This is a genomic window from Maribacter taeanensis (assembly GCF_047345145.1).
GTDB lineage: Bacteria > Bacteroidota > Bacteroidia > Flavobacteriales > Flavobacteriaceae > Maribacter_C.
This window is the reverse complement of the sequence record NZ_JBLFER010000006.1, coordinates 162,784-177,422: the sequence shown is the minus strand read 5'-3', so window position 1 is coordinate 177,422 and position 14,639 is coordinate 162,784. Positions and strand designations below refer to the sequence as shown.

14 protein-coding genes are annotated in these 14,639 nt (G+C 35.7%); 12 read left to right on the top strand and 2 right to left on the bottom strand.

Annotated features, from left to right (window positions below; genetic code table 11):
• Window positions 1-87 precede the first annotated feature (87 nt).
• The 7 genes from ACKWCD_RS17295 (at window position 88) to ACKWCD_RS17265 (ending at window position 6,472) form a co-directional block, all read left to right on the top strand.
• Window positions 88-1,680 carry an amidohydrolase family protein gene (locus ACKWCD_RS17295; protein WP_413985218.1) on the top strand — a complete coding sequence of 531 codons (1,593 nt, stop codon included), beginning with the start codon at window positions 88-90 and terminating at the stop codon, window positions 1,678-1,680.
• A gap of 290 nt (window positions 1,681-1,970) precedes the next feature.
• A complete protein-coding gene (locus ACKWCD_RS17290; RefSeq protein ID WP_413985217.1) occupies window positions 1,971-2,330 on the top strand; it encodes a hypothetical protein in 360 nt (119 codons plus the stop codon).
• A gap of 203 nt (window positions 2,331-2,533) precedes the next feature.
• Entirely contained in the window at window positions 2,534-2,932 is a 399-nt protein-coding gene (locus tag ACKWCD_RS17285) for a hypothetical protein (protein ID WP_413985216.1), read from the top strand.
• A gap of 276 nt (window positions 2,933-3,208) precedes the next feature.
• Window positions 3,209-3,694 carry a T9SS type B sorting domain-containing protein gene (locus tag ACKWCD_RS17280; RefSeq protein WP_413985215.1) on the top strand — a complete coding sequence of 162 codons (486 nt, stop codon included), beginning with the start codon at window positions 3,209-3,211 and terminating at the stop codon, window positions 3,692-3,694.
• Between the two features lie 256 nt (window positions 3,695-3,950).
• The gene (locus ACKWCD_RS17275) at window positions 3,951-4,532 is read left to right on the top strand and encodes a Crp/Fnr family transcriptional regulator (RefSeq protein ID WP_413985214.1); all 582 of its coding nucleotides are present in this window, start codon (window positions 3,951-3,953) and stop codon (window positions 4,530-4,532) included.
• A gap of 26 nt (window positions 4,533-4,558) precedes the next feature.
• Complete coding sequence (locus ACKWCD_RS17270; RefSeq protein WP_413985213.1) at window positions 4,559-5,467, top strand: alpha/beta hydrolase family protein; 909 nt, start codon at window positions 4,559-4,561, stop codon at window positions 5,465-5,467.
• A gap of 270 nt (window positions 5,468-5,737) precedes the next feature.
• Complete coding sequence (locus tag ACKWCD_RS17265; protein ID WP_413985212.1) at window positions 5,738-6,472, top strand: class I SAM-dependent DNA methyltransferase; 735 nt, start codon at window positions 5,738-5,740, stop codon at window positions 6,470-6,472.
• A 1,035-nt stretch (window positions 6,473-7,507) separates the two neighbouring features.
• On the opposite strand, the gene ACKWCD_RS17260 is transcribed toward ACKWCD_RS17265, so the two are convergent.
• Window positions 7,508-7,795 carry a hypothetical protein gene (locus tag ACKWCD_RS17260; protein ID WP_413985211.1) on the bottom strand — a complete coding sequence of 96 codons (288 nt, stop codon included), beginning with the start codon at window positions 7,793-7,795 and terminating at the stop codon, window positions 7,508-7,510.
• Between the two features lie 310 nt (window positions 7,796-8,105).
• Between ACKWCD_RS17260 and ACKWCD_RS17255 the strand changes: the two genes are divergently transcribed.
• The 5 genes from ACKWCD_RS17255 (at window position 8,106) to ACKWCD_RS17235 (ending at window position 12,432) form a co-directional block, all read left to right on the top strand.
• Complete coding sequence (locus ACKWCD_RS17255; RefSeq protein WP_413985210.1) at window positions 8,106-8,477, top strand: VOC family protein; 372 nt, start codon at window positions 8,106-8,108, stop codon at window positions 8,475-8,477.
• Window positions 8,478-8,533: 56 nt separating this feature from the next.
• Window positions 8,534-9,235 (top strand): helix-turn-helix transcriptional regulator, encoded by a 702-nt coding sequence (locus ACKWCD_RS17250; RefSeq protein WP_413985209.1) that lies wholly within the window; start codon window positions 8,534-8,536, stop codon window positions 9,233-9,235.
• 60 nt (window positions 9,236-9,295) lie between these two features.
• On the top strand, window positions 9,296-10,315 hold the full coding sequence (locus ACKWCD_RS17245) for a tetratricopeptide repeat protein (protein WP_413985208.1): 1,020 nt from the start codon (window positions 9,296-9,298) through the stop codon (window positions 10,313-10,315).
• Window positions 10,316-10,456: 141 nt separating this feature from the next.
• A complete protein-coding gene (locus ACKWCD_RS17240) occupies window positions 10,457-10,849 on the top strand; it encodes an endonuclease domain-containing protein (protein ID WP_413985207.1) in 393 nt (130 codons plus the stop codon).
• 32 nt (window positions 10,850-10,881) lie between these two features.
• Entirely contained in the window at window positions 10,882-12,432 is a 1,551-nt protein-coding gene (locus ACKWCD_RS17235; protein WP_413985206.1) for a phospholipase D family protein, read from the top strand.
• 61 nt (window positions 12,433-12,493) lie between these two features.
• Here ACKWCD_RS17235 and ACKWCD_RS17230 read toward each other — a convergent pair whose 3' ends face one another.
• Window positions 12,494-14,512, bottom strand: coding sequence for a M13 family metallopeptidase (locus ACKWCD_RS17230; RefSeq protein ID WP_413985333.1), 2,019 nt, complete (start codon window positions 14,510-14,512; stop codon window positions 12,494-12,496).
• Window positions 14,513-14,639 lie beyond the last annotated feature (127 nt).

The window sequence follows — 14,639 nt, the reverse complement described above, 5'->3', positions numbered from 1 at the left end:
TACCAGCTTTATGCATATACGTGCTATCAAAAAATAATACTTAAAAAGATTCCGGTCTTCACGGGAATGACAATAAAACCATTTGAAATGAAAACAAAATCCATCCTATTCACTCTAGTCCTATTTTTAGTAGGAGTTCTTCAATGCTTTTCACAATCCGCACAAGGCGACGGACCACATTCCCAATTAATAATTCGAGGCGTGATGCTCGTAAATGGTAATGGAGCACCACCTCAAGGTCCCATTGATATTGTGGTAGAAAAGAACATTATCAAAAAGATTCAGGTAGTAGGTTATGATGGCGTGCCCATCGATGAATCTAAAAGACCGAAACTGAAAGCTGGCGGCAAAGAACTCGATTGCAATGGCATGTATTTGATGCCAGGTTTTATCGATATGCACGGTCATATTGGTGGAAAATCACAAGGCGCAGAACCTGATTATGTTTTCAAACTTTGGATGGCGCATGGAGTAACAACGGTTAGAGAACCTAGTGGTCGCGGCGTGGATTTCACCATGGATCTCAAACGAAAAAGTGCTAAAAATGAAATCGTAGCTCCAAGGGTTATGGCGTATACGGGATTCGGACAAACAAGCGGAAGCTTTAATCCTTTAAATGATATTCCAATTTCAACTCCTGAACAAGCACGAATTTGGGTACGTGCCAATGCTAAGAAAGGAGCTGATGGTATTAAGTTTTTCGGAGCAGAACCAGAAATCATGGCTGCAGCTCTAGATGAGAATAAAAAATTAGGTTTAGGTTCAGCCTGTCATCATGCCCAGTTGAGTGTGGCTAGATGGAACGTTTTGCATTCCGCTAGAGCGGGATTAACTTCAATGGAGCACTGGTACGGCCTCCCAGAAGCCCTTTTTGATGATCGAACGGTACAAGATTATCCTTTGGATTATAACTACCAAAACGAACAACATCGTTTTGAAAATGCAGGAAAACTTTGGGCGCAGGCTGCAAAACCGTACTCTAAGCATTGGGAAAACGTAATGACTGAATTGTTAGATCTTGATTTTACGCTAGACCCAACCTTTAATATTTATGAAGCAAGTCGCGATTTGCAACGTGCCCGTCGTGCTGAATGGCATGAGGACTATACCTTGCCTTCTCTTTGGGACTTCTACCAACCCAGCAAAATTTCCCATGGAAGTTACTGGCACGATTGGGGAACGGAGCAAGAAGTTGCTTGGAGAGAGAACTTTCAACTTTGGATGACCTTCATCAACGAATATAAAAACAGAGGCGGGCGCGTAACTGCAGGCTCCGATTCAGGATTCATATTTCAGCTTTATGGATTCGCTTTTATTCGGGAATTGGAATTGCTTCGTGAAGCAGGTTTTCATCCTTTAGAAGTGATTCGTTCTGCTACCTTAAATGGTGCAGAGGCTTTGGGTATGGATGATAAAATAGGATCTGTGTCTATTGGTAAATTAGCAGATTTTGTGGTTGTAGATGCGAATCCTTTGGCGAACTTAAAAGTACTTTACGGCACCGGTACCATAAAACTTACTGAGGACAATGAAGTGATTCGTGAAGGTGGCGTAAAATATACCATCAAAGATGGAATCGTTTATGATGCAAAAGCACTCTTGAAAGAAGTAAAAGATATTGTTGATGCTGAGAAGGCTAAAACGGGTTATAAAATCTTACAACCTGGGATTAAAGAGTAATTTAAAAAAACTATTAGTATTCCTAAAAAAGGGCTAAGCGTGCCGTGGTACGCTTAGCGAATTGTTAGCTGCAATATTGATTAACAGATAATTTGGAGAAAGACAATCATGAAAAATAGCTTAGATTTCCTAATTCATACAAAATCGACTGTTGAAGACAACATAAACTATTTTATAGAGAAAGAAATTGAATCTGTTAAAGTACTAGAAATTGCGGAAATAACTAATGATAGTTTCTTGCAGGATTTATACTTAGAAAGTAAAGTTGCTTTATATTCGAATATGACAAATTGCTCTGCTATAGTGTCTTGGCATTAATTGATTATATCATTGGTAAATTATCGGGAAAAGGAAGTGACATGAAGCGGGCTTTCATTCATTTGGAAGAGATTAATCAATCCGAAGCAGATGATAACCTAAGAAGCAAGAAAGAGTCTATAATTTCTGAAATTAGTAAACAGAGGTTAGATAATAATGTGAGGAATAATATATTGCATACTGACACTGAGGGATATTTGAAAGATTCTAAATATGGAAAGCCTCTTGTTCAACATGACTATTTTTTTTTCGCACGTGTTATTCATCACAACAAGTATTTTTATGGACGATTGGTGAATGATTTAATTGAAGCTTACAGCAATGAACTATAATGTTACAATCTACTGTAATATGATTAAAGAATATCAGCCAATACTTACAGCTAACAACGGCTATAATTCATTGTGGCGGAATTTTTCACTGAAAATTCCTACCTTTCTACCATCGTTTGGTCTCGGCGGGATGGTCCTCGCGGACAATTCCACAACGAAACCATAGCCCAACCGTTAGCAACAAGCTCAAAAATCATTTAAAATTGAAAATCAGAATTCCAAACCTACTTCTATTTTTCTTCCTATCTACAACTTTTGGACAATCAAATGACCGAACTTATTTAGGTCATGACCATAACTACAGCTCAGTCTATTCATACGGAATTAGTGAAATTACAATACATTCTGATTCAACATATACTCGAAAAAATTGGAGTGTAAATAATAAAAAGGAATGGAAAACATATAAAAATTATAAACCTGAAATCAGTAATGGAAAAATCACTCGGAACGGTGAATTTTATTCTATGACCGAGTATAGAAATGGACATAAAACCGACTATTCCTGGACTATCAAAATATCTGAAAAAAGATTAAATTATTACTACCCAAATAAAAAAGAAAAGTTGCGTATAAGTGCGAAATACAAGCGGATTAGGTAACGTAGAAAAAGCCAGTTGCTAACAATGCCTATAATTAATACGGACTTCGGGTTTTAATCCAAGGTCTGTGTACATTTATGAAGTCGCTAAATCTTATGGATTTAGCTTTGGAAAAGAAAAATAAAAACTAAACCAAAAGCTCTAGCTTCGTGTGCAGACGGAAACTAAAAGTTTCCTTGCCTCCGCACTACGCTTAGCCCAACCGTTGGCAATAATATAACTCTTTTTTTGCCATTTGAATTATATTAAATTAGAACCCAATAAGTTAATTTAAAAATGAGATATTTATTCGTAGGTTTTTTAACAATAATTCTTAATTCATGTTCATCTGATAATTTACAATCGGATTTGGAAAGTATCAACTATTCTTGCTGCGATAACAATCCATTTGCCGATACAAACGTGGATAATTTAGAGCAGTCAAGAGGTGAGCTAGAATTTTATGGTTTCGCAACCCCTAATAATGATGGAGTAAATGACGCTTGGAGTATAAGGAATTTAGAATTGTACGAGAATTTTACTCTTAAAATTTTTGATGTGGACAAAAATCTTGTTTATCAAGCTAACTCCAATTCTGAATCTCGAGTTTTCTTCCCTCAGGGTAGTGAGTTTCAAGATGAAGATAGAGTTTTTCAATATGAATTGGTAATTGAAAATGAAACTACATTCTTAAATAAAGGTTATTTCTGTTTATTTACTGGAATGAAGAAAAGATCTGGTGGAAAATGCACTTCTGTCTTTCCCGACCCTATTTTAGATTAAAATTTAACTCTTACTTCATTAAAAATACTATTACCAACAATGCCTAAACGTAATGCGGACTTTAGGGCAAAACCCAAAAGTCTGTGTATATTTATGAAGTCGCTAAATCTTATGGATTTAGCTTTGGAATAAAAAAGGAAAAAGCAAAACAATAAGCTTTAGCTACGTCGGCAGACGGAAACGAAAAGTTTCCTTGCCACCCCACTACGCTTAGCCGAACCGTTAGCCACAAGTTAAAGAAACACCTGTACTCAAATTGAATAACATCGAAAAAACAGAAAATATATTCACCCATTTTGAAAAGTTTATTACGCTTTCAGAAAATTTAAAATCTGAACTTTCAAAACGAATAAAACCGATTGCATTCGAAAAAGGAGAACTTGTTTTAGACGCAAACAACATTTCTAATAAGAGCTATTTCATTAACAAAGGTATACTACGAACCTATTTTATCAAAGATGGAAAAGAAATCAGCGAATATTTTTCAGGAATAGATGAATGGGTTAATTCACCTAAAAGCTTTACACAAAGAGAAAAAGACATCTATTATATTGATGCAATTGAAAATACCGAAGCATATTTTATCAACGTAAACGACCTTGTATATCTTTTTGACAATTTTCCAGAAATGGAACGTTACGCTCGTTTGTCAATGGGAACTGTTTTTGGTCATTTTATGGAACGTATAACTTCTATGAGGTTTACATCTGCTAAAGAAAAATATTATCATTTTCAAAAAACTTATTCTAAAATTTATCATCGTATTCCTTTAGGTATGGTTGCCTCATATTTAGGAATAACTCAAGAAACACTAAGTCGAATAAGAGCTAAAAAGTAATTATTTGATTTAGGTCAAAAGTTCTAATGATTTCAATTACTAGTTTTAACCCTAAATTAAAACTTATAATGAAGAAAAGAACTAAAAGAATATTATTAATCCTAACTCTAGCTTTAATTTCAGGAATAGTTTACATATTCACCTATGTACCAAGGTTATCAAAACAGCACGGAGTTGTTGAAACTCTATTATATTCAGGAAACACAGAAAATCAGCCTTTAATTGTAGCTTTTGGTGGTGCAGAAGGTGGAATTGATTGGCACAGAAATCATATGAAAAGTAAAAGAGATAGTCTTATTCAAAAAGGCTATGCGATTTTGGCAATTGGATACTTCAATTCTGACGGAACACCGAAAAATCTTGACAGAATTTCACTAGATGCAATTTCAGATACGATAATGAATATTGCCAAAAGAAATTATAAAATTAATGAATCAAAAATTGCACTTATTGGAGGTTCTCGTGGTGGAGAATTAGTCTTGAATTTAGCTAGCAGATTTAACCATTTCAATGCTGTTATTGCAATGTCAACATCGAATGTAAGCTTCCCTGCAATTACTTGGTCTGCAAATACTTCTTCTTGGACTTTCAAAGGAGAAGAAGTTCCTTATGTCCCAGCACCTTTAAAAACAATCTCACCTGCATTAAAAGGAGATTTATATACTGCTCATAAAATGATACTTGAAGACAAAGAAGGTGTAAAAAAAGCTGAAATTGAAGTTGAAAATATTAACGGAGCTATATTGATATTATCGGGTAAAACCGATGACCAATGGCCAGCTTCAGAAATGTCTGACCAATTAATTCAAAGATTAAAAAACAAAAAATTCAAGCATTACAACAAACACATAGCAATAGATGGTGGACACATAGCACCTTTAGAACATTTTAATCTTGTATATGATTTTTTAGACAAACATTTCCCGACTGAATGATAAAAGCCAGTGGCTAACAATGTATAAAAAACATAGGGCGGTTTAGGCTTAATTTGAAAGTATGTGTTTCTTAATAAAGTCGCCAAATATAAAATTTGGCATTTTCAACAAAAAAGATAAAAGCAAAATATTATATTTGGCTTAGTACCAAACCGAAACGTAGTTCTTATCACCTGCCCTACGTTTCTTCTACTAACCGCTCTGAAACCATTAAAGCCATAAGAATTTGTTGTGTTCAAATACGAGTTATTACGCCATAGATGAACAAGTATGAAATTGTATTCTAAATTATCGGAAGTATATGAAGCCATGTATACTACGTTTATTAATTACGAAGAAGAATATAAATTTTATAATAAAATACTTTCCAAGTATAAAAAAGTAAATCTTCTCGAAATTGGAAGCGGAACAGGTAATTTAGCTATCTATTTTGAAAAAAATGGCTATAACTATTGTGGCTTAGATTTGAGCAAAGAAATGGTAGAAATATCAAAACGTAAGTTGCCTTCGAGTAAATTTATAGAAGGAGATATGAAAACTTTTGCTACCGAAAGTACAGTAGATAGCATTATAATAACAGGAAGAACCATTAGTTATTTATTGAGTAATAAAGACTTAATGTCTGCTTTTACAAGAATTTATAAAAATCTAGAAATCGGAGGAATACTAAGTTTTGATTTTATCGATGCTAGTAGATTTATACCTAGGATCAAGGAGGGAGAAGAAATAACACATGAGGTAGTTTACAAAGGCGTAAAATATAAACGGAAAAGTAAGTGGGAGTTAAATTTAAAAGAGGGAATGGACTTTGTTTGGGAGGCCGGATATAGTAAAAAAGCAGGAAATAAGTATTTGAAGATAAGTGATGATACTTCGATAATAAGAACCTTTACAAAAGATGAAATTGAGATATTCCTATTGATAAACAATTTTAAAATCAAAGAGATTATAGACAGAGAGACTTATGCTTTTCCTACCTATGTCGTTGTTGCTGAGAAAATCTAAGCATCGTAAGAGAAGAGCTTGTAAAAGCTTTGTTTTACTTTGAAAGACTATCAAATTTAAAAAATTGGCTCCTTGCTTTTTAGACTAAGATGTTTATGCAAATTCTTGCAGAATACTTTAAGAAACAAACACCCGATAATTCCAAAAAAAACACCAAATCTCCCAACAGGGAATCGTTTGATGCTTTACAAATTAATATGGTACGCAAGGTGACAAAATTCTCAGACCGCACCGTTACAGCTTCGATTCAAGAGGGGGACTTTGTATCGTAAAGACTAAAATCGTCTTCTATCATTTTGAACCTTTATTTTAATAGGCTCTAATTTTTTCGTTTGTCTTTTAGTTCGTAAAAGAATTGTCGTAAGAATTACTGCGGGAATTAAAGATGCTAATACAATCATAATATTTAAGTTAATTAAGTTACATATAGATAACGTCAGATTATAACCTGAGTTTGCTTTGAAACGTTGAAATACGCCTTTACTCGATACTTTACAACTATTAGGCCAAAGTGTATAATATGTCCGATAAGTGACAACAATACCTAAAACACCTTAGCGATAGAAGTGGTTTTTAATCGGATGTTCTTGAGTAGACTTTAAGATTCAACATCAGCGGAACATGTATCTGAGCTTAAATTAATAACAACTATATCAAAGTCCTAAGCCTATTTCGCAATAACCAATTATTGTTTGCTTTGACTTTGAAAACCACATTATTCAAATTCCAACAATCCAAAATCCAACAAACAAAAAAGCACCAAACCTCTCCTCGGAGAATCGTTTGATGCTTTACTAATTAATATTGGTATTGATAGGTGACAAAATTCTTAAGCCGCACCGTCAGGAAACGGCTTAAGAGGGGGACTTTGTATTATTAAGACTGAAACGGTCTTCTATCATTCTGAACCTTTACTTTAATAGGTTCTAATTTTTTCGTTTGTTTTTTAACTCTTAAGAGCATTGTCGTAAGAACTACTGCAGGTATTAAAGATGCTAATACGATCATGGTATCTGTTTTATTTGGGGTTATGTCTTAAGCCTTTTTGGCTCTATTTCTTTTTGTTTTAAAAGCTAATGCCTTTTTTATTCTCGAGTTTTTGAATTTGTATAAACGAGCAACTTCAGTTTCAGTTGCTGTCTTAATTTCATTATACTCGGTAGTAACAGTAGTGCTACTATCCAAAAGATCGCCCATTTGAGAAAATTCAACTTGTACATAACTTTCGATTTGAGGGTTCAACACTTTACCGTGGTCGCTTGTATTTGCTAAAGCAGATACTGTAGATGTAAGGATAAAAAGAAGTGTAATTAAAGACTTCATAAGTAGGTTTTTTTAATCATTTGGGTTACACCAAAATAACGACAGGTTGAAGCCTTGGCTAGATTTCAATCGCTGAAAAGCCTTATTTTTCGGTACTTGACAAAAATTAGGGTGAAGTGTTTAAAATGCTCGATAAGTGAATTCAATGCTCAAAACACCTTGCCGATTGAAGTGGTTTTTAATCGGGAGTTTTTGAGTTTATTTTGGAGTCGGTTACAAGTATTCTCCTCTAAATTCAGAATACCCCTGACAACTTTTGACATTTCCACAAATATCTTTGTATCAAGTTTAACCTTTAAATTAAAATACAATGACAAATGCAATCAGCTGGTTTGAAATTCCAGTTAAAAATTTCGAAAGAGCAAAATCATTCTATACTACTGTATTGGATACCAAAATCACCGATGCCCCAATGGCCGAAATGAAATACGGAATGTTCGCCTACGATGAAGATAATAATGGTGTTGGGGGCGGTATTGTAGAGATGGAAGGTTACACTCCTTCGAAAGAAGGTGTTGTGGTTTATCTTAACGGTGGAAAAGATCTAAGTGAACCATTGTCGCGAGTTGAATCGGCTGGAGGTTCAATTGTAATGCCAAAGACCGATATTGGCGAAAACGGATTCATGGCACAAGTATTAGATACTGAAGGAAACAAAATAGCCTTACATTCTTGGAACTAGTACCTTAAAATTCTTAAGATGGCGAATCGGTTGGCGGTTCGCTATCTTTGTTTCTAATGACACAATTATCCCGCCTTATATCGATATTAACACTTTTAAAATCCAAACGGGTTTTGACTGCAACGGAATTATCTGACAAGTTTGCGGTCAGCATCCGTACCGTTTATAGAGATATTCAAAAACTAATCGAAGCGGGAGTGCCAGTGGTTACTTTAGAAGGTAGAGGGTATACCTTAATGGATGGTTATACCGTAGCTCCTGTTCAATTCACAGAGAAAGAAGCGAACGCTTTAATTACTGCTCAGCATTTGGTGAGCAAATCAAATGATTCTTCTTTTGTGATTGATTTTGAAGAAGCACTTACCAAGATTAAATCAGTGTTCCGCTCGTCAGTTCTGGAGAAAAGCGAAATGCTGAACAAAAAAATATATGTTTTTGGTCAACAAAAAGAAAACATAAGCAGCAATGCGCTCTCTGAAATACAATTGGCGGCCACAAACTTTAATTACATTGAAATCAACTATCGTAAAGCAGACGATCCAAATATTTCTTTTCGAAAAGTGGAACCTTATATGCTTCTATATTCTGATAACAAATGGATATTAATGGCCTGGTGCCATTTGAGAAAAGACTATCGCGCTTTTCGAATTGATCGTATTCAACACTTCAAAGTACTACCAGAGAAGTTTCAGGATCGAAAATTTGACCCTAAAGCGTATTATCGTGCAAACCCATATGATCACAAACAGGGAAGTTAAAACTTTGTTATTAGCAACAAAAGCAGCTACTATCCGTTATATATAGGTTAAATTCAACCTATGCGGCACTTTTTAATTATCTTCTTTTTTATTTCTTTCTCAGGAATTAATGCACAACAATCACCGTTTAAATCTTGGAAAGAACAAGCGAAAAATGATATTCGAATGCTTCCTGAATTTGGCAATATCGAAAAAACAAAACAGGAAATAGCTGCTGATAAAAAGTTTGTAAATTCTATTATTGAAGGGGGGAAATCGAAATCCGAAGGTGCACACGATATGATTCGTATCGGTTTTGATTATCTCTACAAAGGTGATTTAAAAACTGCCATGTATCGTTTTAATCAAGCTTATTTATTAAATCCGAAGAATTCAGGAATCTATTGGGGCTATGGAGCGGTTTATACAGCTCTAGGTGCCTATGATGCGGCAAGAAACGAATATACAGAAGGTTTAAAAATTGAACCTGAAAGCGCTCCAATTTTAACCGATTACGCCACCACCTATTTGGGGGAGTATTATGAAAACGTCCGTTCAAATTACCAAAATGCACAAAAAAGCCTGAAAATGGCAAAAGAGAAGCTATTAGCATCTTATGCAATTGATTCTAAATACATAAATACCGCATACAAACTGTCAATTGTATATTTGAATAGTCAGGATTGTGCAAACGCCAAAAAATATCTTAAGGCTACTAGAGCTCTTGGCGGTCAACCTATTACCAAATCTTATTTGACTGATTTTAATCTGCAATGTGGTGACTGCTCAAATGTAAAAACTGGTAATTTTCAGATAGAGAGCCTAAAAAACGGCGTTACCACTATTGCCCGAAATCAAAATTATCAAATTGAAGAAAATACGTCTTTGGGTTATAAATTGAAGCTTAAAGTTGATTGGGTAGATGAATGCACCTATACCTTGACTCCAGTTGCAAACTTGGCAAATCCTGAACAAAAAGATATTCCGAAAATGGTATTGACCTGCCAGATAGTAGAAGTAAATGAAGGTCATTACATTCAGGTTTCAAGTTCTGATGATAATGAAAGAACCCTAACTTCTCAGATTGAAATTGTTCAGTAAACAAATCGGCCCTCAATCCCTAAAGGGATGCCATACCAAATAACTTTATCAGTGATTAACATTGTCCAATGTCCCGAAGTCCCCCCTTTAGGGTTGGGGCATACAATTCCAAAACTCAACAGAGATCATTAGTTTTATGAAATGAAAAAAGATTTGCTCAAAATAAACGGAATGCATGATGGTGCAACTCCTAGCATATTTAATAATGCTGCCAAACTGCGTTTAAAGATGACGGCAACCGAGGAAATCCTTTGGGAGGAACTTAAAAACAAACCTTTAGGTTTTAAATTTAGAAGACAACATCCAATAAATTTTTTCATTTTAGACTTTTATTGTCACCAAAAACGTTTATCAATTGAAATCGATGGTGAATATCATGCTTCCATAGAACAACAAGAAAAAGATCAATTAAAAACAGAATATTTAAATAGCGTTGGAATAAAAGAAATAAGATTTAAGAACAAGAAAGTCTTAGACGATTTAGAATTTGTACTCGCAAAAATCCATAAAGAATTAAACGCTGCCTCCCATTAGGATCTAGGGCAGCACGGAAATACCAAGCCAAAATGACCAGACCAAAATTTCTATTTCTTCTATGCCTTACGTTTGGGTTATCCCTCTTCAATTCATGTAAAGAAGAAGAGAATCCATTAGCAGGAAAATTGACTACTAGTTTTTGCGACAACATTCATAGAAACGATTCTATTAGCCTCTCTAAAGAACTGGAAGACATTTCTGAGTTAATGAAAACAAAGACAGGAGTTTATGTACTTGAAGATGGTGGTGGCGCCATGATTACAAGAGCCTGGTTGACTGAATATGCAGAGCAAACTATTGACATTCAATATTTTATTTTTTCGATGGATAATGTCGGGCTTATTGCTTGCGATTATCTGGTTCGAGCAGCTGACCGAGGAGTGAAAGTAAGATTGTTGGTAGATGACATTATGGTTGATGCCGATTTACAAGATATATTAACGCTAGATTCCCACGAAAACATAAGCATTAAAGTCTATAATCCCGGTGTAAATCTTGGCAAAAACATTTTCGATAAGCTCGGTAAACTAGCGACTGATTTTCGTTCCTTCAATCAACGAATGCATAACAAAACCTTTGTCGTTGATGGAAAAGTTGTTATTACTGGCGGGAGGAATATTGCAGATGAATATTTTGATTACGACCATGAATATAACTTCAGGGATAGAGATGTTTTACTTCTAGGAAAGGAAACCAAAAAAGTGAATACTTCTTTTCAAAAATTCTGGAATAGTGACCTCAGTGTCAATGTAGGAGATTTGATAGATGAACTTCCTGATAATATAACTGATGAAAATCGCTTTGATAAATTGCACGAGTACGCTTGTAATCCAGAAAACTTCTGGCCTCAGGTTCGTGAGAAAATTAAAAACCTACCAGCAGCTTTTCCCGCAATCAAAGAATCGGGATCCTTGGTTTGGGTAGATGATGTTGAATTTACTTCTGATGAACCGGGCAAGAATGATGGCAATAGCGGACTTGGTGGTGGCGGAATTTCAACAAGCAAACTTATTCGTTTGGTGAAGAACGCCAAAACATCAATTGAAATCCAAAGTCCGTATTTAATCACGTCCGAATTAAGTCGGCAGCTATTTCAAGAAGCGACAGATCGCGGTGTAAAAATCCGTATACTAACCAATAGCTTAGCATCCACAGATAATCTAGAGGCCTTTAGTGGTTACCAAAAAGACCGTAAAGCTTTATTGAAAACCGGAGTACGAATTTTTGAATTCCGACCAGACGCTGCTGAACGCAAACGAATAATGACAGGGGAATTACAGGCTGCTATCGATTACCAACCCATATTTGGGCTCCACTCCAAAAGCATGGTTGTCGATGGTAAAACGACAGTGATTGGCACCTTCAATCTTGACCCAAGAAGTGCAAACCTCAACACGGAGTGTTTGGCAATCATTCATTCAGAAGAAATTACGGCTTCTGTTCTTAAGGGAATTGAAGAGGAATTCAAACCCGAAAATGCTTGGGAAACTACTTTAGAATTCAATCCTGATTCAGAAGTTAGCAATGTCAAACGTGTCAAAACCTGGACACGTAAAATTCTTCCGAAGGATATTTTGTAGCAAAAAAAAAAGCCGATTTCTATTAACAAGAAATCGGCTTTAATTTTTTAAATTAATTCTACTACCAAATACTAACCCTTTTTTCAGGGGCTAAATACATGGCATCCCCTTCTTTGATATCAAAAGCGTCATAAAATGCCTGAATGTTTAACAAAGGCTGTGTAGCTCTTATACGTCCGGGAGAATGCGGGTCTGTTTTGATTTGCGTTCTCAAAGCTTCCTCCCTACTCTTTGTTCTCCAAACTGTTGCCCAAGACATAAAGAATCGTTGCTCAGCAGTAAAACCATCAATATCATCAGGTCTTCCGTTTTCTTTGTAGAAACGCTGTAGGCCATCATAAGCTCCTAGAACACCACCTAAATCTCCGATGTTTTCACCTAAGGTGAACTTTCCGTTTACATTTACACTATCTAATACTTGTATACCATCATATTGAGCAGCTAAGGCATCTCCACGCTCCGTAAAAGCTGCAAGATCTTCATCTGTCCACCAGTTGTTTACATTGCCGTTAGCATCGAAACGGGCACCACTGTCATCAAACGCATGAGAAATCTCATGTCCGATTACAGCTCCTATTCCACCATAATTTACAGCTTCATCTGCTTGATAATTATAAAAAGGAGGTTGTAAAATTGCTGCGGGAAAAACAATCTCATTGTTCAACGGATTGAAATAAGCATTCACCGTTTGCGGAGACATTCCCCATTCTTTTTTATCAACAGGCTCCCCTATTTCAGAATAGTTCTTTTGTCTCCTCCATTTACTAACTGCGGCCCTATTATCAAAATAGGACTTATTCGCCGCAACTTCCATTTTAGAATAGTCCTCCCACTCATCTGGGTAGGCTATTTTAACCGTAAACTTATCTAACTTCTCAATGGCTTTTGCTTTTGTAGCATCTCCCATCCAATCTAACTTTTGAATTCGCTCTTTAAATGCTTCGATTACATTAGCAATCATTAATTCTGCTTTTGCTTTTGCTTCCGGAGGAAACTTAGCATCAACATACAATTGTCCTAAAGCTTCCCCAACTGAACCATTTACTGTCGCTAGAGCGCGTTCATCAGATGGACGTTGTTTTTCGGAGCCTCTCAAGTATTTACTGTAAAATTCCCAATCTGCTTTTTCTGCAGCAGTGTTTAGTCTTCCTGCCGCACTATTGAAAGTATCCCACCTCAATAGTGTTTTGATATCTTCGATAGGCGTTTCCTTTAAAAATTTGTCTAGCGCTTCGGTATATTTTAATTGCGTTACAATAAGCGTATCAAACTTTTTAGTAATACCTAAATCGACAATCATCTTATTAATATCAATCGTACTCAACATGGCATCAGCTTCCGCAATAGTTCTTGGGTTGTTGAAATTGCGAACATCTCTGCTTTCCACTTTATCAAGCCTTGGTTCTGCCAACATCGTTTCCATAGCTAAAATCTTCTCTGCAGCAGCTATTGCATCGGCCTCACTATCCCCTAACATTTGTAACATACGTGCAGTATGTCTCTTATACTCTTCACGGATTTCCTTGGATTTCTCATCCTGCTCTAAATAAAAATCCCGATCTGGTAATCCTAGTCCTGCAGGGCCCATATAAACAGCATTCATGGCGCTATTATTCAAATCTGCTTGTACACCCAAACCAATAAAAGGAGATGATACCGCATCATTCTTTGAAAGCACAGTTTGTAGATCAATAAGGTTTTTGATTCCTGCAATGGCATCAAGTGCAGGTTGCAATGGAGCTAAACCTGATTTATTTCTTGCTATTGTATCCAGCTTTGTATCAAAGATTGCTAAAGCCTTGGCCTGATCGGTTTCAGGGCCATACTTGCCGCTGGCTTTTGCCTTGGCTAGTATTTCTAAGACATCATTATCTGTTGATTTGCGTAGTACTGAAAAGCCTCCCCAGCTAGATCTATCCGCGGGAATTTCTGTTTCATCCATCCAAGTACCATTTACAAAGTTGTAAAAGTCATCTTTCGGACTTATATCAGGTTTCATGTTTTCTAAAACAATACCTGGTAATGATTCTCCATCGTTAATGGGTTCATTCTGAGCCGCGCAATAGCCAAAAGCGAGCATTGCTGCAGCTAAAAAGTACATTTTTTTCATTTTCTAATCTTAAAGTTTTTATTAAAAGTAGTTCTATTCAAGAGACGCTAAAATAAAGCAAATGTTACGTATTAATTGTTAATTTTTTTAGCGTAGC